The following is a 16,470-nucleotide window of genomic DNA, read 5'->3' as shown; positions in this document are numbered from 1 at the left end:
TATCTTAGGACCAAAATATTGATGTACAAGCTTTCTAGCAGTCAGATTCCTCACGCACAAGTCCCCTTTAGGCTTTTCTCATGACGCGCAGATCATCCGACGCGGTGGACCAGATCATGGAGCAGTGGAGGCGCGAGCTTCCCGAGGTGGACATCGCGCCCCTGGCCGTGTTCGGCCGCCTGCACCGCAGCTTCCTGCGGTACCAGGTGCTGCTGAACGAGGTCTTCGAGACGTACGGCATCAGCATGGCGGCCTTCGACGTACTGACCGCCCTACGCCGCTCCGGCTCGCCATACCGGATGACCGCGGGCCAGCTCGCCGAGACCTCGCTGGTCAGCACGGGCGGGGTGACACTGCGCGTCGATCGGCTGGAGAAGGCGGGGCTGGTCGTCAGGGAGCGCGACCCCGACGACCGGCGCGTCGTCTACGCGCAGCTGACCGACGCCGGGCTCGACCTGGTCGAGCGGGTGGCGCAGACGCACTTCGCCAACGAGCAGCGGATGCTGGCCAAGCTGACCGACGTGGAGCAGCGCCAGCTCGCCCGCCTGCTGTCCCGGCTGGAGAGCTCCCTGGAGGCGGCCGGGCGCGCCGCTCAAGCCCAGGGCAACGGGTCTTCGCTGAGCCCCAGGTAGACGCTCTTCTGCCGGGTGTATGCGAGGATGCCCTCGCGCCCCTTCTCCCGGCCGAGCCCGCTCTCCTTCATCCCGCCGAACGGCGTGGAGACGCTGAACTGCTTGTAGGTGTTGATCCAGACCGTGCCCGCCTCCACCCGCCTGGCGACCCGCCAGGCCGTACGGTAGTCGCGGGTCCAGATGCCGCAGGCCAGGCCGTACACCGACGCGTTGGCGCGGGCGACCAGGTCGTCCTCGTCGGCGAACGGCAGCGCGACGAGCACCGGGCCGAAGATCTCCTCCTGGCAGGTGGCCGAATCGTTGTCCAGGCCGTCCAGGATCGTCGGCGGGTAATAGGCTCCGGGGCCGTCCGGTGCCCGGCCACCGCACAGCACCCTGGCCCCCTCGTCCCGTGCCCGGTCGACCATGGCCGCCACCCGGTCCCGGTGCGCGTGCGTCACGAGCGGGGCCACCTGGGTCGCCGGGTCGACGCCCGGCCCGACCCGCAGCTTGCCGGCCCGCTCGACCAGCCGGGCGAGAACCTCGTCGTAGACGTCGGCGTGGACGAAGAGGCGCGATCCGGCGATGCAGCTCTGCCCGGACGAGGAGAAGATCCCGAACAGCACCCCGGCCACGACCTGGTCCAGGTCGGCGTCCGGGAAGACGATGGTGGGCGACTTGCCGCCCAGCTCCAGCGAGACCGGCATGATCTTCTCCGCGGCGACCGCGCCGATGGCCCTGCCGGTGGCGGTGCCGCCGGTGAAGGAGACCTTGCCCACGCCGGGATGGCGGACGATCGCATCGCCGACCACCCGCCCCTCTCCCGGCAGCACCGACAGCAGCCCCGGCGGCAGACCTGAGTCGGTGACCAGACGGCCCAGCGCGAGCGACACGAGCGGCGTCCATTCAGCGGGCTTGAGCACCACCGCGTTCCCCGCGGCCAGCGCCGGGGCGATCTTCTGGGCGTCGCTGGCGATGGGCGAGTTCCACGGGGTGATCGCGCCGACCACGCCGATCGGCTCGTGCACGCTCATCGTGAGGTACGGCCCGCGGGACGGGGTCAGCGCGCCTTCCAGCGTCTCCAGCGCCGCCGCGAAGTAGCGGAAGGTGCCCGCCGCGCTGGCGACCAGAGCCCTGGTCTCGTTGATCGACTTACCGGTGTCGGCCGTCTGCAGCCGGGCCAGGTCCTCGGCGTGCCCGTCGACCAGGTCGGCGATCCGCGCCAGGTACCGCGCCCGCTCATGCGGGAGCAGGTCGCGCCAGGCCGGGTCGGCGACGGCCCGCTGCCCGGCCCGCACGGCGTCCGCCACGTCGTCGACGCCCGCTCCGTGGATCCGGGCGATCACCTGGCCGGTGGCGGGGTCGGCCGTCTCGATGACGGGGCCTGAGCCGCCCCGCCACTTCCCGCCCACGAGGATCTCGTCTGCTGGTTGCACCTGCTTCCTCCCTCTCGACCTGGCAAATTTACCTTATAGCTAAGATTTTTAGAATAGGGCAAGCTGGATCGGGCGCTGAGGGTGGACTGATGCTGGTCCCACCGGGGCGCTCAGCCCGCTTGCCACATCGGGTGGGCGACCCTCCACGAAACGGGGTCTCGCGCTCGGCCGGCGGGTACGAGGTCGTGGGCGTTCCTGGGCAGCTATTCCTTCCGGAGAGCGTTTTGCACGAAGGACGTCACGGCGCGCCGCGCCTCGTCCAGGCCAATCCGCCCTTGAACGAGCGGTATGCGCTCGGCACCGATGACCCCCATGACGCTGCGTGCCGCAGTGTCAGGTTCGAGCGGGCGAAACTCCCCCGTTCGCACGCCCTCCGCGATGATCTCGGCGAGGATCCGCTGCATCGGCGCGACATGTCCCGCCAGCGCGTGATAGGCCTCGGCGCCCAGAGCCACGGACATCTCGGCCGCGTCGGGGTGGGGATGAGCCAGCAGCCCGTCGAGGGTGAGCCGGATGAACACGGCAACCCGTTCGGATGCGCCGGCTGACGTCGGCAGGTCGCGCTCGAACCGCTCGACGAAGTACTCGGTGACCCGCTCGCTGAAGGCCAGCAGCAGCGAGGCCTTGTCGGGGAAGTAGTTGTAGAGCACGGTGCGTGCCACTCCGGCCGCTGCGGCGACGTCGGTCATGGAGATGTCGTCGGTGGCCTGGCTGCGCGACAGCCGGGAGACCGCTGCGAAGATGCGTTCCAGGGTCTGCGCGCGATGCTCGCTCAGGTTCGCGGCGGAGATTCGGGGCACATCGGCATCTTCGCACGCGACAGCAGCCGAGACCATCACAGCCACGACCAGGAACGCCGTTCCATTGTTTTTACGACAAGTTGTCGTTATCTTTGTGGCATGTCGTCATAAAGATGAGGAGACCCATGGAACCCATCTCGCAGGACCGCGATCCTCTGTCCCGGCTGCTCTACAAGGGGACGACGGAGGCCCATCGTGCGGCCGAGAACACGCCCTACATGCTCGCCCTGTTCCAGGGCAAACTCACCGAGGAGGCCTACCGCCTCTGGTTGGTGCGCTTCCACGCCGTCTATGCCGCCCTGGAGCGCACCACGGAGGCGCTGCGCGACGACCCGGCGGTCGGCGTGCTGCACCTGCCGCAACTCCACCGCACCGAGGCGATCGAGAAGGACCTGGCGCACTTCTACGGCCGGGACTGGCGACAGGCCCTGGAGACCTCACCGGCCACCGACGCCTACGTCGCCCGGCTGGAGCGGGTCAGGGACGAGTGGCCGCTCGGGTTGGTGCCCCATCACTGGATCCGCTACGCGGGTTACCTGCACGGCGGGGCCACGCTCGGCAAGATGCTCGCGACCACCTACGGCCTGACCGGAGGCGAAGGCACCGCCTTCTACGACTTCGCCGAGATCGAGGACACTCACGCGTTCGTCGGCGAATACCACGCCCGGATGAATGCGATCCCGGTCACCGACGAGGACGTCCCGGCACTGGTGGACGAGGGCAACCAGGCCTTCAACGGCAACGCCGCCATCACCGTCGAGCTGGGCGAGACCTTCGACCTCGGCTGAGCGGCAAACGGGCTGCCTCCCACCCGGAGGCAGCCCTCGTTCACATCGTGTTGATGGCCTGGAGCGGGCAGGCTTCCACCGCAGCCAGGGCGTTGGCCTCCTGCTCCGGCGGCACCTCCTCGACGAGCACCTTGCCGTAGCCCCACTCATCCAGGCCGAACACCTCTGGGGCGAAGCGCTTGCAGTAGCCCTTGCCGTCGCAGACAGAAGCGTCAATGGCGACCTTCATGCATTCTCCTCAAGTCGAATACGGAAATCGTGCGGGGCGCAGGTGGCGCACCTGGAGTCCACATGCGCCCGCACCCGCTCGCGGTGGTGCCGGAAGAGCGAACCGACCAGAACTGACACCGCGTCGGGCGTGGCGCAGTTGCCGCGCCCGGCCAGCCCCTCCCCCCACCGCTCCAGCCGCTCGACGTCCTCGCCGGTCGCTGCTCCGGCCGTGAGCCGGGCCAGCACCTCGGCGACCCCCGCGCTGCCCTTGACGCACGGCCCGCACTGGCGGGCGTTCTCCTCGTCGAAGAAGCGCGCCAGTTCGGCGGCCACCCCCACGGGGCAGTCACCGGCCAGCAGCACGAAGGCGCCGCAGCCGAGCGTGCTTCCCGCGCTCGCGAAGGCGGCGTGCGTCAGGGGCAGGACGAGCGCGGGGGCGGGTAGCAGACCGCCGGCGAACCCGCCCGCCACGACGCCGGTCACCTCGGCCGCCGAGCCCACGTGCTGCGCCACAAGGGTGCCGAACGGCATGCCGTACGGCACCTCGTAGAGAGCGGGAGCCTGTCCCGCACCGGAGACCGTGGCGAGAAGGGTGCCCGGCGAGTCATCAGTACCGACCGCGCGATACGCCTCAGGTCCGAGGTGTACGGCCAGCGCGAGCTGCGCCAGGGTTTCGACGTTGCCGACCAGGGTCGGCCGTCCGAGCAGCCCTGACTGCCAGGGCCGGGGGGGTTTGGCCGTCGGAAGCGCCGGGCCGCCGCCGACGGCGCGGACGACGGCCGTTTCCTCTCCTGCCACGTAGGCGGGTGACACCTGCACGATCTCGACCTCGGCGGGCGCGACCGCCCGCACCCGAGCAGCCGCGACGGGGTCGCTGAGATACAGGAAAGATCGCTCGGCCCGTACGGCACGCGCCGCCAGTTCCAGCCCGCGCAGCACCAGGGACGGCTGTTCACGCAGCAGGTAGCGGTCCTTGACCGAGGCGGGCTCGCCTTCCTCGCCGTTGGCGATCACGAATCCGGCCGCGACGGAGCGGAGCTTCACCGCGAGCGGGAAGCCCGCTCCGCCCCGGCCGCGGATGCCCGCCGCCGCCGCGATCTCCACGACCTGCTCGCCGGTCGGCTCAGGCCCGCCGGCGGGCAGTCCGGCCAGCAGACGCGGCCGGCCCAGGGATCGCACCGGAACGGGGAAGCTCATGCGACCAGGTAGTCCGGCAGCCGCTTGCCGATCTCGACGAGCACCTCGGTGTTGAGCTGGTAGGCCAGCAGTGCCTCGCGGATGATCCGCTTGCGCTCGACGTCGTCCAGGTCGAGGGCGTTGAGCTGGTCCCGGTACTCGACCTTGAACGCCTTGAGGTCGGGGATGTTGGGGAACAGGTAGAAGCTGATACCGCCCTCGTCCTCGAACTGGTAGGTGCGCTCGGCGACCTTCCTGATCACTTGGCCGCCGGACAGGTCGCCGAGGTAGCGGGTGTAGTGGTGGGCGATGAAGCCGCCGGGCCAGTCGGCGACCTGGTTGATGCGCGCGACGTAGGTGAGCGTGGACTTGGACGGCTTGATCTCCTCGCGCCAGGCAGGGCCGTACAGGCTCTCCAGGTCGCGCTCCAGGGCGGGCACCCGCTCCAGTTCGGCCCGCACGAAGGGGGCGGCGACGGGGTCGTCGGCCAGCGCCCGGCCGGCCTCTTCCAGCGCGACGTAGGCGAAGTAGTGCTGGGCGACCATCTCGGCGTAGCCGGCGCGGGAGACCTTGCCGTTCATCAACGCCTCCAGGTAGGCGGTGTGCTCGGCAGCCTCGTGATCGCCCCAGGTCGTCTTCCTGAGCTCGTCGGCGAAGGTCTCGGTCATCTGTGCCCTCCAGGGCATTGCGTTGGAATCATGTTTCACGACAGAGTGTCGTTAAGTGCCGCCCCTCACGTCAATGGTTTGGCGACACATTGTCATGAAAAGGAGGCTGATGATGGACCTGGTCCGTATCCGAGCCGATCTGAGCGGGGCGCAAGTCACCGTGTGGTGGACGGGCGACGTCTACGCCTGGCTGCCGGGGGACGGCCCCCACCACCTCTTCGGGTTCGAAGGGGTCAACGTGTCCCGGGCGGTGCCCGCTGACGGCGGCTATCGGCTCCTCAGCCGCGAAGCGGCCTTCTACCTCGACCCGGTCACGCGCGAGATCCTGGACGGCTGGGACAACCGCTACACCGGCGAGAAGGTGGACGTCCTTCACGTCTGGAACGACCCGGTGAACCAGTACTGGCCCCGCGGACTCGAACCGTCGACCACCCGGATCGGAACCGATGTGGTCGTCAACGCGGACGTGCTCCTCGCCTACCCTTCGCCGCTGCCGGTCGCCGACTATCCGGACAACTCCGGGGACGACACCTATCGAGCCATGGAGCTGTTCCAGTTCTTCGCCCGCGCCACCGATGTGGACGACCCCGACATGGCAAACGTGCCGTGCACGCTGTCATGGACGCGGGTCGCCCCCTGGCTGCCCTGGATGCGGATGGCCGACCGGCCGGGCGCGCTGGTCTACCACTGCCGGGGCGCCAAGCTCGCGGACTGGGCGGCCGTTCCTGAGCGGACCAGGGAGTTCATCGCCGCGCACGGCCCGCGGTTCGCGGAGGCGCCGGAAGCCTGGTCGGCCCCCAACGAGACCAGCTGGACCTCCTTCCGCTGGCGCGCAATACATCCTTCGGACGATGCCCGGCAGGCCTGAGTGGCCTATTCTTTCCACTCACATATACGACTTTCCGCATATAGGAACAATGTGAGGAATGGTCTGCTTGGCCTCCTACCTCCTCCGGCGCCTGACCGCCCTGCTGACCACGGTCTTCGTGGTGGTCTCGCTGGTCTTCGTCCTACTGCGGCTGTCACCCGGCAGCCCGCTGTACACCCTCCTGGGCTACAGCTACAGCGAGGAAGGAAGGGCCGCCGTCGCGGCCAGGCTCGGCCTGGACGCCTCGATCCCGGAACAGTACATCCGCTACGTCGGCCGGTTGTTCTCCGGCGACCTGGGCAACTCGATCTTCTCTGACCAGCCGGTGGTCACCCTCGTCATGGAACGGCTGCCCGTATCCCTCGAACTGGGCTTGGTGGCGGCGGGTGTGTGGATGTTCCTGGGCGTCCTGGCCGGCGCCGCCGCCGCGCTCCGGCATGGCTCGATCATCGACGGGTTCGTCCGGGTGGTCAGCGTGATCGCGCTGTCCGTGCCCAGTTTCTGGCTCGGACTGGTCTGCGTCCTGGTCTTCGGCGTCTACGTCGTCGGAGTCTTCCCCGCCGACGGCTACATCCCGCCCGGCGAGGGACTGGGCGGGCACCTCGCCAGTCTGGCGCTGCCCGCGTTCGTTCTCGGCCTGCCCGCGTTCGCGGTGGTCGCCCGGACGCTGCGGGCCTCGCTGCTGGAGGTGCTCGAGCGCGACTACGTCACCTTCGCCAGGGCCATCGGCCAGCCGCGGGGTGCGCTCGTCAGGAGGATCGCCCTGCGCAACGCGGCCGTCCCGGTCGTCACCGTCATGGGGTTGATGCTCGGCATGCTGGTCAGCGGCGCGATCCTGGTCGAGAACGTGTTCGGCGTGCCGGGCATCGGCCAGCTCATGGTCGACTCCTTCCGCCGCCAGGACTATCCCGTCGCCGTCGGCTGCTGCCTGGCCGTGGCCCTGCTGTACCTCGTGACGAACCTGCTGGTGGACCTGGCCCAGCTCATGATCGACCCCCGGGTGCGCGAGGGGGTGCTGCGATGAAGCTGACCTGGTTCGGCGCCGGATGCGCGGCGCTGTTCTGCCTGCTGGCCGTCCTGGGCCCGCTGCTGACCGGCGACCCCAACGCGGGCGGACCCGACGTGCTGACCGGCCCGAGCCTGGCCCACCCCTTCGGCACCGACCAACTCGGCCGGGACCTCCTGGCCCGAACGGCGTCAGGCACCCGGGTCTCGCTCCTGGTCAGCCTGGCCGCGGTCGCCCTCGGCCTGCTTCTGGCCCTGCCCTTGGGCATTCTGGCCGGTTACCTGCGCGGCACCCTGCTCGATGACCTGATCATGCGGAGCCTGGAGATCATCCAGGCGCTCCCCATGTTCGTGCTGGCCATGTTCGTCATCGGTCTCAGCGGCACGGCCACCGTGCACCTGGGGCCGATCCCCATCACCATGACCACCAAGGTCGTGCTCCTGCTCGGCATCGCCTTCATCCCCTATTTCGCCCGCGTCGCCCGCGCGGCCACCCTCGTCGAGATGAGCCAGGACTACGTGCCCGCCCTCCAGGTCATCGGCGTCCGCCGTACCCGGATCATCCTCGGTGAGCTGCTCCCCAACATCGCCCCGGCCATGGCCGTCCAGGCCTTCCTGGCGATGGCGCTGGCCGTCTTCGCCGAAGGCGGCCTCGGCTTCCTCGGGCTCGGCATCCAGCTCCCCCAGGCCACGCTGGGCAACCTCACCGGCGGTGGCACCGGCTACCTGCCCGCGGGCGTCTGGTGGTACTCCGTCCTGCCCGGCGCCGTCATGCTCGCCGGGATCCTCGGCTTCAACCTGATCGGCGACACCCTCTCCGACCGGCTCGGCGGACGTGCGCTGAAGGAGATTCGATGAACCACCCCTCCTGGTCCAGGCGACGCCTGCTCGGCGTGCTCGGCGCGATCCCGCTGGCCGCCGCCTGCTCCCCGCAGACCTCCCGTACGGCGGGCGGCACCCTGCGCATCGGCGTCCCGGCAGGACCGAGCAACCTCAACCCGCTCGACTCCGGCAGCGAGGTGACGCGCTGGATCGCCGAGCCGGTGATGGAGACCCTCTACGACTACGACGCGAACGTGCGCCCGGTCCCTCTCCTCGCGGCCAAGGACCCCGTCATCTCACCGGACGGCCTGACCTGGACGATCCCGCTGAAACCCGGAGTGACCTTCCACAACGGCGACCCGTTCACCGCCGAGCACGTCGTCGCCTCGCTCGCCCACGTCGCCGCCTTCGCCAGCGGCAGCGAGTGGGTCGTCTACTTCCTCGGCTACTACTCGGGCGCCCGCGCGATCGACGCGCACACCGTGGAGATCAAACTCAACCGTCCCTACGGGCTGCTCCGCTCCCACCTGACCAACCTGCCGATCACGCACAAGGCCTACGCCGAGCGCAAGGACGCGATGATGGGCACCGGTCCCTACCGGCTGGACAAGGTGACGGCCGGGCTCGGCTACGCGATGAGCGCCCACCCCGGCTACCACGGCCCCAAGCCGGCCTACCCCCGGCTGGACTTCCAGATCATCCCCGACGGCTCGACCCGGGCGGTCAACCTGCGGGCGGGAAGCGTCGACATAGCCACCGAACTGCCCGTCGCCGCCCTGCCCCTGCTCGACGGCCAGCCCAATGTCACCGTCCACCGTGTGGACGCGCCCATCGACCTGCTCACCTACGTCAAGGCCGGCGATCCCCCCTTCGACAACCGGAACTTCCGGCTCGCCGTCGCCCACGCCGTCGACCGGCAGGCGGTCAACGACAAGGTCTTCGGCGGTGCCGCCACCATCGGCCAGGGCCCGATCGGACCCGCCGAACGCGGCTACGACCCCGACCTCCAGATCTTCCCCGCCACCCCGGACCTGGCGAAGGTCCGCGAGCTGCTGAAGGAGGTGAAGGACCCCTCCTTCACACTCACCATCAGCGCCGGGCAGACCATGGAGGACATCGCCCAGGTCCTCATGCAGGGCTGGCAGCGCGCCGGCATCACCGTCAAGCTGGAAGTCCTGCAGGGCGGCCCGTGGGCGCAACGCTGGATCGCCGGCAAATATCAGATGATCATGAATCGCTTCGCCAGCGGCTTCACCAGCGGCGACGCCAACTACCTCACCCTCTCCCCCGCCCTGTCGACCAGCGTGCTGGCCTGCGGATATCACAACAAGGACGTCGACGCCGCCATCGAACGCATCTGGGCCACCGACGACCGGGCCGAACGCGACCGGCTCCTCCAAGAGGTCAACGCCCAGATCACCGAGGACGCCGTGATGTTCCCCCCGGTCTACCCCAAGATGATCGTCGGCCAGCGCTCCAGCGTCAGCCCTCTCGATCCGGCCCGCATGAGCATCAGCCGCCTGGGCACCGCGCGCCTGCGGCCACGTGGAGTCACCGGATGAGCCTGCTCACCGTCACCGGCCTGCACGTGGACTATCCCGGCAAGCGAGCCGTCCACGACGTCTCCTTCGCGCTTCAACACGGCGAGATCTTCGGCCTGGTGGGCGAGTCGGGCAGCGGCAAGAGCAGCGTCTGCGCGGCCCTCACCCGCGTCCTGCCCGCGGGGGCCAAGGCAACGGCGCAGGCCGTACGGCTCGGCGACCGGGAGCTGACCGCGCTCCGCGACGAGGAGATGCGCCGCCTGCGCGCCACCCGCATCGGCGTCATCCCGCAACGCCCCATGACCTCGCTCAGCCCGGTCACCCCCGTCCTGCGGCAGCTGCGGTGGCACGCGGGCGATGCCGACCTCACCGAGTTGCTCGGCCAGGTGGGACTGCGCGCGGTCCTGGACCGGCCTCGCGACTCACCGCACCGCTTCTCCGGTGGCCAGCTGCAACGCCTGCTCATCCTGATCGCCGCGCTGGCCAGGCAGCCCGACCTGCTCATCGCCGACGAACCCACCACCACGCTCGACCCCACGGTCCAGGCGCAGGTGCTCCGCCTGCTGCTGGACCTGCGCGACCGGCTCGGGCTCGGCATCCTCTACGTCACCCACGACCTGGCCGTGGTGGCGCAGATCTGCGACCGGGTCGGGGTCATGTACGGCGGACGCCTGGTGGAAACGGGCAGCACCGAGCAGATCTTCTCAGCACCGCGCCACCCCTACACCCGGGCTCTGCTTTCCGCCCTTCCGGGGCGCGCCGCCGCGGGGTCGCGCCTGGGCACGCTCGTCCCCGGCCCGGTCGCCCGGCACGGCTGCCCGTTCGCACCGCGCTGCCCGGTCGTGCTGGAGGTGTGCGCCGAGCACGATCCCCAGCCCGTTCTCGATGTCCGCTGCCACCACACGGAGGGTGCGCCATGACGCCGCTCGTCGAGCTGGACCAGGTCACCCACCGCTATCCGCTCACCCGGCGGCAGGTCGTGCACGCGGTGGAAGGCGTCTCGCTCAGCCTGGGTCCCGGCCAGACCCTGGCGGTGGTGGGCGAGTCCGGGTGTGGCAAGTCGACGCTCGCCCGGCTCGCCGTGGGCCTGCTGGCGCCGACGGCCGGGAGCGTGCGCGTCGCCGGCGAACCCGCCGGACCGGCGCTCAGCCGTACGGCACGCCGGGCGGTCCAGTTCGTCTCGCAGAACCCCTGGGCGGCGCTGAACCCGCGCAAGACGATCGGCCACTCGGTCGGGCTTCCGCTTCTCGTCCACAAGCTGTGCACGGACGGCGCCGAGCGCGCCAGGCGCGTCGCCGAGTTGCTTGAGCAGGTCGGGCTGCCCGCGGGCTACGCGGACCGTCGTCCCGGCGGGATCAGCGGTGGCGAGCTCCAGCGCGTCACCGTCGCGCGCGCGCTGGCCGCCCAGCCGCGCGCCATCGTGCTCGACGAGCCGACGGCCAGCCTGGACGTCGGCGTCAAGGCCACCGTCGTGAACCTGCTGCTCGACCTGCGCGAGTCCCTGGGCCTGGGCTATCTGCTGATCACCCACGAGCTGGACATCGCGCGGCATCTGGCCACCCATGTCGCCGTGATGTACCTGGGCAGGATCGTCGAACACGGGCCTGCGGCGGAGGTCTTCGGCTCTCCGCGCCACCCCTACACGCGCACGCTGCTGGCCGCGGTGCCCGTTCCCGACCCCACTCGCAGACAGCTCCCCGCTCTGGCCGGCGAGGTGCCCTCGGCCGTGCGCCCCCCGGCGGGCTGCGCCTTCCACCCGCGCTGCCCGTACGCGGCGGACGCCTGCCGGAGCGTGGTGCCGGCCCTGGTGGAGCCGACCGGTCACGCGGGCAGAAGCAGCGCCTGCCTGCGCGACCTGGAGATCTCCCATGCGTGAGGGCGGGCCGGTCGTCCCGGCCCGCCCTCGTCGGAGGCGATCAGGCGGTACGGCGACGCCGTACCAGAACGACCATCCCCGTGATCAACAGCACGGCCGCGATCCCGAGAACGACGACCAGCATGGTGTTGGAGCCGCTCTCCTCCTCGGCGGCAGCCGCAGGCGAGGCTGCCGGTTGCTGGGCGGCCGGTTGCTGGGTGGCCGGTTGCTGGGTGGCCGCCGGGGAACTCGGCGCCGTGGAGGGTGTGGCCTGGGCCGCCTGGAAGGTGATGGGCAGCTGGGCGTAGTTGCGGGTGTCGCGCGGGTTGGCGGAGTCGTTGGTCATCAGCGCGCACGCGGTGGCCGTGCAGTCGGTGGCCCCGAAGGTCGCGACCGGCTTGACCTTCGCCTCCAGCCTGCCGTCCGCGTCGGTCGTGACCCTGGCGAAGTTGCCGGTGTCACAGGCCTTGCCCGGAGGCTGCCTGGTGTCGCAGATCGCCAGGAACAGCGCGGTCTTGGGGGCGAAGCCGGTCCCGGTCACGGTGATCTCGCTACCGGAGGAGAGGTCGGCGCTCTGGCTGGCGGTCAGTTCGGGCTGGGCGCCCGCGGCAGCGGGGCTTGGCCAAAGTGCCAGCCCGAACACGAGAGCGGCGGTCCAGCTGAGCAGTTTGCGGGGCATCCATGGCCTCCCTGGGCAGATCCGGAAGTGGTCTGGTCGAACCCCCGAGTCTCTTGCGGAACACTGTTTCACGACATACTGTCACAAAACAAGATCTGAGATCCCCCAGCTAAAGGACCCATATGAGTGCAGATGTCCTGCCCTCCCCGCCGGTTGAGAAGCACCGGCACCACCGAGACGTGACCGGCGGCTGGCTCCGCCCCGCGGTCTTCGGCGCGATGGACGGCCTGGTCTCCAACTTCGCCCTCATCAGCGGCGTCGTAGGCGGCGGCGCTTCGAGCACGGTCGTCGTCATCACCGGCCTGGCCGGGCTGGCCGCCGGCGCCTGTTCCATGGCCGCCGGCGAGTACACGTCCGTCGCCTCCCAGACCGAGCTCATGCAGGCTGAGATCGAGGTGGAGAAGGCCGAACTGGCCCGCAACCCCGAGGGCGAGCTGGCCGAGCTCACCGCTCTCTACCGGGTCCGCGGCCTGGACGCGGAGACCGCGGAGAAGGTCGCGGCGCAGATCAGCGCCCAGCCGGAACTCGCGTGGCGGGTCCACGTCCGCGAAGAGCTCGGCGTCGACCCGGACGACCTCCCCTCTCCGTACGTGGCCGCCATCTCCTCCTTCACCGCCTTCGCCGCCGGCGCGATCATCCCGGTGCTGCCGTTCATCTTCGGCGCCTCGGGCCTCCTGGTGGCGACCATTGTCAGCGTCCTCGGGCTGCTGGTCGCCGGAGGCGTCGTCGCCCGGCTCACGGCGCGCCCCTGGTGGGCCGGCGCTCTGCGCCAACTGGTGCTCGGCGGGCTCGCCGCCGCGGCCACCTTCGGAATCGGAAGCCTGGTGGGAGCCGGGCTCTCCTGAGAGGAACATCAAGCCATGGGAATCAGGGAAGAGATGCCGCTGCTCGCCCGGCACGAAGGCGACTGGGAAGGCACCTACACCTACGTGGATCCCGACGGCACGGTCGTCGACCGCCACCACGCCCGGCTCACCTGCACCCTGCCGGACAGCGGAGACTGGGACTATTACCAGATCAACCGCTACACCTGGGAGGACGGCCGTACCGAAGAACACCGCTTCCCCGGCACCTACCTGGGCCAGGGCCGCTGCGCCTTCGACACCGAGCGGATCAAAGGCGAGTTCTGGGCCGTCGACGACGACACGATCTACCTGTCGTGGATCTACAAGGAGGACGGCGCCGACCTCAGGCTGTTCGAACTGATCGTGCTGAGCCCGGACGGCAACACCCGCAGCCGGGTCTGGCAGTGGATCCGCGGCGGGAAGTGCATCCAGCGGACCCTGATCAACGAGACCCGCGTCGGGTCATGAGAGCCCAGTTGTCGATCGCCAACGGCGTGCGAGAGTTCGCCGTGGCCACCCCCTCCGCCATCGCGGTGGTGGACGGTGACCTGCACCTGAGCTACTCGGCCCTGCACGAGCGCTCCAGCCGTCTGGCCAACGTGCTGCTCACGGCGGGGCTGACGCCCGGCGACAGCGTGGCGGTCCTTCTCGGCAACCAACTGGAGTACCCGGAGGTGGCGTGCGGGATCGCCAAGGCCGGACTGGTGATGGTGCCGCTCAACCCCCGGCTGACCCAGGCGGAGATCGCTTTCATCGTCGCGCACTCCGGCGCGAGAACACTCATCGTGGACGAGGCACTCGCCGAGCTGACTCCTGACGATCTGGACCTCGTGCTCCGGGTCAGCGACACCTACGAGAACGCCCTCGCCCGCGCGTCCGCCCGCGACCCTGAGATCCAGGTCGACGAGAACTCGCCCTTCTGCGTCGCCTACACCTCGGGCACCACGGGCGATCCCAAGGGCGTGCTCATCAGCCACCGCTCCCGGGTCCTCACCTTCTACTGCGCCGCGTTGGACTGGAAGCTCGGCACCGGCCGCCGGTCGATCGCCGTCGCCCCGATGTACCACGGCGCCGGGTTCGCCTTCGCCTACGGCGCGATCCACACCGGCGGGACCGTCGCCATGCTCCGGTCGTGGGACCCGGAACGCCTGCTGAGCATGGTCGCCGAGTACCGCGCGCAGTCGGTGTTCCTGGTCCCCACCCACGCGCACACCCTGCGCGCGCTCGGCGATCAGGCGTTGCGCCGCCACGACCTGAGCAGCCTCGACACGCTGTTCTTCAACGCCGCCGCGCTGCCGGTGCCGCTCAAGGAGTGGGTGTTCGACGCCTTCCCCGGGGCAGGTGTGCACGAGTTGTACGGTTCCACCGAAGCGGGCATCGTCACCAACCTCCGTCCCGCCGATGCCCGGCGCAAGGCCGGCTCGGTCGGCCACCCCTGGTTCATGACCGAGGTCAGACTGCTCGATGACGACGGCTCGCCCGTCCCGGCGGGCACTCCCGGAGAGTTGTTCAGCCGTTCCCCGTTCCTGATGAACGGCTACCTGCACAACGACGCGGCCACCCGGGCCTGCATGACCGCCGACGGCTTCCTCACCAGCGGCGACATCGCCGTCGCCGACGAGGAGGGATTCCTCCGCATCGTCGACCGCAAGAAGGACATGATCATCACGGGTGGGCTCAACGTCTACCCGCGAGAGATCGAGAGCGTCATCGACGGCTGTCCGGGAGTGCGGGAGTCGGCCGTCGTCGGCGAACCGGACGAGAGGTGGGGCGAGCGGATCGTCGCCTACGTGGTCGGCTCCGCCGCCCCAGCCGACATCGAGGCACATCTGCGCCCCCACCTGGCCGGCTACAAGCTGCCGAAGGTCATCCACATCATCCCGCGTCTCCCCCGGAACGCGGGCGGCAAAGTGCTCAAGCGCGAGTTGAAGGAGTCCCATGCGTCCCCACGTTGAACTCATCCACGAGAAGGACTACATCTGGCACGGCGCCGAACTCGTGGGCGGAGAGGGCCGCGCCAGCGAGCGGCGCCTGTCGGTCGACGAGGAAGACGGATCGTGTTCCCTGCGCGTCGACTTCCACACCCGGTGGGGCCGCGGACCCGGCGTCCACCACGCCGACACCGAGTACTACGTGCTCGAAGGCTCCATGACCTACGGCGCGCGCACCATCGGCAAGGGCGGCTACGTCCACGCGCCCAAGGGCGTCCCGGTCGAGGCCATCACCTTCGCCGAAGGAACCAAGATCCTTCACTATCGCGAGTACGGCGACGCCGGCTTCGACCCCGGCGCGGCCCGCTGGACCGACTCCAGGGACGACGTCATCGTCCTCGATTCCGAGGCCATGACCTGGGACGCCGTACCCAACGCCGGGCCGATGCCAGGTCTGTTCATCAAGTACCTCCACGTCGATCCGGTATCCGGCTTCTACACCCGTCTGGTGCACTCCCAGGAAGGCTGGTCCGACCACCGCCTTGCGCACCACCCGTGCTACGAGGAGGCGTACACCATCGAGGGAGAGATGGAGTACAACTTCGGCACCCTGATCGACGGCACCTACTTCTTCCGTCCCGCCCGGGTCAAGCACGGCCACTTCACCACCATGGAGGGCGGAGTCACCTGGATCCTGCGCTCCGACGGCGAGCTCCAGAACTGGTACACGCAGAACGAGTGGGTCCGCTGGGGCGGCGAGGGGGTCAACTACGGGCCCAACGGCGGACGCATGCGCTGGTCCCAGTCCAGCCATGACCTCGGAGTGGGTTCTCCGCCGCGCAGCGAGAAGGACCTGGCCGACCTGCAGGCCTCGCTGGCCTTCGCCCGCGAGCAGGGCGGCAGGGACGTCGACTTCGTTCCGCACGGGCACGGCACCGACAAGAGCCTGCTGGCCATCGCCAAGGCCATGGACGCCGCCCGCCTGCAGGGCGGGCACACCGACCATGACCATGACCACGGGCACGACCATGACCACGACCACGGGCACGACCATCTCGACTGGGGCGCCGACCCGCACACGCTGGAGCACGCCGACGAGCGCATCGACTCCGGCGCGCACGACTGGGGCCGGAGCCGGCCGTGGAAGCAGGGCGACGCCATCCCCGCTCCGATCCTCTCCAGCCTCCCGGTTCGCAGCCGCTCGGCGGGACGCTGGAGCACCGACGGGATGTGAG

18 protein-coding genes are annotated in these 16,470 nt (G+C 69.8%); 12 read left to right on the top strand and 6 right to left on the bottom strand.

The annotated features are described in order from the left end of the window. Nucleotides 1–80 precede the first annotated feature (80 nt). Complete coding sequence (locus tag ACFXJ8_RS35380) at nt 81–632, top strand: MarR family winged helix-turn-helix transcriptional regulator (RefSeq protein ID WP_379648516.1); 552 nt, start codon at nt 81–83, stop codon at nt 630–632. Here ACFXJ8_RS35380 and ACFXJ8_RS35375 read toward each other — a convergent pair. Further along, on the bottom strand, nt 593–2,047 hold the full coding sequence (locus tag ACFXJ8_RS35375; protein WP_379648514.1) for an aldehyde dehydrogenase: 1,455 nt from the start codon (nt 2,045–2,047) through the stop codon (nt 593–595). The two genes, ACFXJ8_RS35380 and ACFXJ8_RS35375, sit on opposite strands and share 40 nt — an antisense overlap. Before the next feature lie 203 nt (nt 2,048–2,250). Beyond that, nucleotides 2,251–2,883: a TetR/AcrR family transcriptional regulator gene (locus ACFXJ8_RS35370; RefSeq protein ID WP_379648557.1), complete on the bottom strand. Its 633-nt coding sequence runs from the start codon at nt 2,881–2,883 to the stop codon at nt 2,251–2,253. A gap of 89 nt (nt 2,884–2,972) precedes the next feature. Between ACFXJ8_RS35370 and ACFXJ8_RS35365 the strand changes: the two genes are divergently transcribed. Further along, entirely contained in the window at nt 2,973–3,635 is a 663-nt protein-coding gene (locus ACFXJ8_RS35365; RefSeq protein WP_379648513.1) for a heme oxygenase (biliverdin-producing), read from the top strand. A 40-nt stretch (nt 3,636–3,675) separates the two neighbouring features. On the opposite strand, the gene ACFXJ8_RS35360 is transcribed toward ACFXJ8_RS35365, so the two are convergent. From ACFXJ8_RS35360 to ACFXJ8_RS35350, 3 genes are read right to left on the bottom strand one after another with little or no spacing between them, the layout of a single operon-like run. Further along, nucleotides 3,676–3,864 (bottom strand): ferredoxin, encoded by a 189-nt coding sequence (locus ACFXJ8_RS35360; protein WP_379648511.1) that lies wholly within the window; start codon nt 3,862–3,864, stop codon nt 3,676–3,678. Then, nucleotides 3,861–5,042, bottom strand: coding sequence for an NADH-ubiquinone oxidoreductase-F iron-sulfur binding region domain-containing protein (locus ACFXJ8_RS35355; RefSeq protein WP_379648509.1), 1,182 nt, complete (start codon nt 5,040–5,042; stop codon nt 3,861–3,863). Before ACFXJ8_RS35355 ends, ACFXJ8_RS35360 begins: the two co-directional genes overlap by 4 nt. Continuing rightward, nucleotides 5,039–5,689, bottom strand: a complete 651-nt coding sequence (locus ACFXJ8_RS35350; protein ID WP_379648507.1) for a heme oxygenase (biliverdin-producing) — start codon at nt 5,687–5,689, stop codon at nt 5,039–5,041. The genes ACFXJ8_RS35355 and ACFXJ8_RS35350 overlap by 4 nt, the downstream gene beginning before the upstream one ends. Nucleotides 5,690–5,798: 109 nt before the next feature. On the opposite strand from ACFXJ8_RS35350, the gene ACFXJ8_RS35345 reads away from it, so the two are divergent. Genes ACFXJ8_RS35345 through ACFXJ8_RS35320 form a run of 6 tightly spaced genes read left to right on the top strand, consistent with a single transcriptional unit; the run spans nt 5,799 to nt 11,801 of the window. Continuing rightward, the gene (locus ACFXJ8_RS35345) at nt 5,799–6,557 is read left to right on the top strand and encodes a DUF1838 family protein (protein ID WP_379648505.1); all 759 of its coding nucleotides are present in this window, start codon (nt 5,799–5,801) and stop codon (nt 6,555–6,557) included. 58 nt (nt 6,558–6,615) lie between these two features. Further along, on the top strand, nt 6,616–7,581 hold the full coding sequence (locus tag ACFXJ8_RS35340) for an ABC transporter permease (RefSeq protein ID WP_379648503.1): 966 nt from the start codon (nt 6,616–6,618) through the stop codon (nt 7,579–7,581). Next, nucleotides 7,578–8,420, top strand: a complete 843-nt coding sequence (locus tag ACFXJ8_RS35335; protein WP_379648502.1) for an ABC transporter permease — start codon at nt 7,578–7,580, stop codon at nt 8,418–8,420. Before ACFXJ8_RS35340 ends, ACFXJ8_RS35335 begins: the two co-directional genes overlap by 4 nt. Further along, nucleotides 8,417–9,946, top strand: a complete 1,530-nt coding sequence (locus ACFXJ8_RS35330; protein ID WP_379648500.1) for an ABC transporter substrate-binding protein — start codon at nt 8,417–8,419, stop codon at nt 9,944–9,946. Before ACFXJ8_RS35335 ends, ACFXJ8_RS35330 begins: the two co-directional genes overlap by 4 nt. Further along, on the top strand, nt 9,943–10,845 hold the full coding sequence (locus tag ACFXJ8_RS35325) for an ABC transporter ATP-binding protein (RefSeq protein ID WP_379648498.1): 903 nt from the start codon (nt 9,943–9,945) through the stop codon (nt 10,843–10,845). The genes ACFXJ8_RS35330 and ACFXJ8_RS35325 overlap by 4 nt, the downstream gene beginning before the upstream one ends. After that, complete coding sequence (locus ACFXJ8_RS35320) at nt 10,842–11,801, top strand: oligopeptide/dipeptide ABC transporter ATP-binding protein (protein WP_379648496.1); 960 nt, start codon at nt 10,842–10,844, stop codon at nt 11,799–11,801. Before ACFXJ8_RS35325 ends, ACFXJ8_RS35320 begins: the two co-directional genes overlap by 4 nt. 40 nt (nt 11,802–11,841) lie before the next feature. On the opposite strand, the gene ACFXJ8_RS35315 is transcribed toward ACFXJ8_RS35320, so the two are convergent. Continuing rightward, entirely contained in the window at nt 11,842–12,459 is a 618-nt protein-coding gene (locus tag ACFXJ8_RS35315; protein ID WP_379648494.1) for a neocarzinostatin apoprotein domain-containing protein, read from the bottom strand. A gap of 122 nt (nt 12,460–12,581) precedes the next feature. Between ACFXJ8_RS35315 and ACFXJ8_RS35310 the strand changes: the two genes are divergently transcribed. Genes ACFXJ8_RS35310 through ACFXJ8_RS35295 form a run of 4 tightly spaced genes read left to right on the top strand, consistent with a single transcriptional unit; the run spans nt 12,582 to nt 16,469 of the window. Next, nucleotides 12,582–13,304 (top strand): VIT1/CCC1 transporter family protein, encoded by a 723-nt coding sequence (locus ACFXJ8_RS35310; RefSeq protein ID WP_379648492.1) that lies wholly within the window; start codon nt 12,582–12,584, stop codon nt 13,302–13,304. Between the two features lie 15 nt (nt 13,305–13,319). Then, nucleotides 13,320–13,772, top strand: coding sequence for a DUF3598 family protein (locus tag ACFXJ8_RS35305; RefSeq protein ID WP_379648490.1), 453 nt, complete (start codon nt 13,320–13,322; stop codon nt 13,770–13,772). Then, nucleotides 13,769–15,259, top strand: a complete 1,491-nt coding sequence (locus ACFXJ8_RS35300) for a class I adenylate-forming enzyme family protein (RefSeq protein ID WP_379648488.1) — start codon at nt 13,769–13,771, stop codon at nt 15,257–15,259. The genes ACFXJ8_RS35305 and ACFXJ8_RS35300 overlap by 4 nt, the downstream gene beginning before the upstream one ends. After that, on the top strand, nt 15,243–16,469 hold the full coding sequence (locus tag ACFXJ8_RS35295) for a DUF4437 domain-containing protein (protein WP_379648486.1): 1,227 nt from the start codon (nt 15,243–15,245) through the stop codon (nt 16,467–16,469). Before ACFXJ8_RS35300 ends, ACFXJ8_RS35295 begins: the two co-directional genes overlap by 17 nt. The last annotated feature ends 1 nt before the right edge of the window (nt 16,470 follow it).

It is taken from the genome of Nonomuraea sp. NPDC059194 (assembly GCF_042754765.1).
GTDB lineage: Bacteria > Actinomycetota > Actinomycetes > Streptosporangiales > Streptosporangiaceae > Nonomuraea.
Note: the sequence above shows the minus strand (reverse complement) of the source record. Positions and strands in the feature narration are given on the sequence as shown.

What these genes read in the sequence shown, in the direction of transcription:
- ACFXJ8_RS35345 (WP_379648505.1), top strand. Translation starts at nt 5,799, where the DNA reads ATGATGGACCTGGTCCGTATCCGAGCCGATCTGAGCGGGGCGCAAGTC.
- ACFXJ8_RS35320 (WP_379648496.1), top strand. Translation starts at nt 10,842, where the DNA reads ATGACGCCGCTCGTCGAGCTGGACCAGGTCACCCACCGCTATCCGCTC.
- ACFXJ8_RS35330 (WP_379648500.1), top strand. Translation starts at nt 8,417, where the DNA reads ATGAACCACCCCTCCTGGTCCAGGCGACGCCTGCTCGGCGTGCTCGGC.
- ACFXJ8_RS35340 (WP_379648503.1), top strand. Translation starts at nt 6,616, where the DNA reads ATGGTCTGCTTGGCCTCCTACCTCCTCCGGCGCCTGACCGCCCTGCTG.
- ACFXJ8_RS35295 (WP_379648486.1), top strand. Translation starts at nt 15,243, where the DNA reads ATGCGTCCCCACGTTGAACTCATCCACGAGAAGGACTACATCTGGCAC.
- ACFXJ8_RS35315 (WP_379648494.1), bottom strand. Translation starts at nt 12,459, where the DNA reads ATGCCCCGCAAACTGCTCAGCTGGACCGCCGCTCTCGTGTTCGGGCTG.
- ACFXJ8_RS35365 (WP_379648513.1), top strand. Translation starts at nt 2,973, where the DNA reads ATGGAACCCATCTCGCAGGACCGCGATCCTCTGTCCCGGCTGCTCTAC.
- ACFXJ8_RS35335 (WP_379648502.1), top strand. Translation starts at nt 7,578, where the DNA reads ATGAAGCTGACCTGGTTCGGCGCCGGATGCGCGGCGCTGTTCTGCCTG.
- ACFXJ8_RS35350 (WP_379648507.1), bottom strand. Translation starts at nt 5,689, where the DNA reads ATGACCGAGACCTTCGCCGACGAGCTCAGGAAGACGACCTGGGGCGAT.
- ACFXJ8_RS35310 (WP_379648492.1), top strand. Translation starts at nt 12,582, where the DNA reads ATGAGTGCAGATGTCCTGCCCTCCCCGCCGGTTGAGAAGCACCGGCAC.
- ACFXJ8_RS35380 (WP_379648516.1), top strand. Translation starts at nt 81, where the DNA reads ATGACGCGCAGATCATCCGACGCGGTGGACCAGATCATGGAGCAGTGG.
- ACFXJ8_RS35370 (WP_379648557.1), bottom strand. Translation starts at nt 2,883, where the DNA reads ATGGTCTCGGCTGCTGTCGCGTGCGAAGATGCCGATGTGCCCCGAATC.
- ACFXJ8_RS35300 (WP_379648488.1), top strand. Translation starts at nt 13,769, where the DNA reads ATGAGAGCCCAGTTGTCGATCGCCAACGGCGTGCGAGAGTTCGCCGTG.
- ACFXJ8_RS35325 (WP_379648498.1), top strand. Translation starts at nt 9,943, where the DNA reads ATGAGCCTGCTCACCGTCACCGGCCTGCACGTGGACTATCCCGGCAAG.
- ACFXJ8_RS35360 (WP_379648511.1), bottom strand. Translation starts at nt 3,864, where the DNA reads ATGAAGGTCGCCATTGACGCTTCTGTCTGCGACGGCAAGGGCTACTGC.
- ACFXJ8_RS35355 (WP_379648509.1), bottom strand. Translation starts at nt 5,042, where the DNA reads ATGAGCTTCCCCGTTCCGGTGCGATCCCTGGGCCGGCCGCGTCTGCTG.
- ACFXJ8_RS35305 (WP_379648490.1), top strand. Translation starts at nt 13,320, where the DNA reads ATGGGAATCAGGGAAGAGATGCCGCTGCTCGCCCGGCACGAAGGCGAC.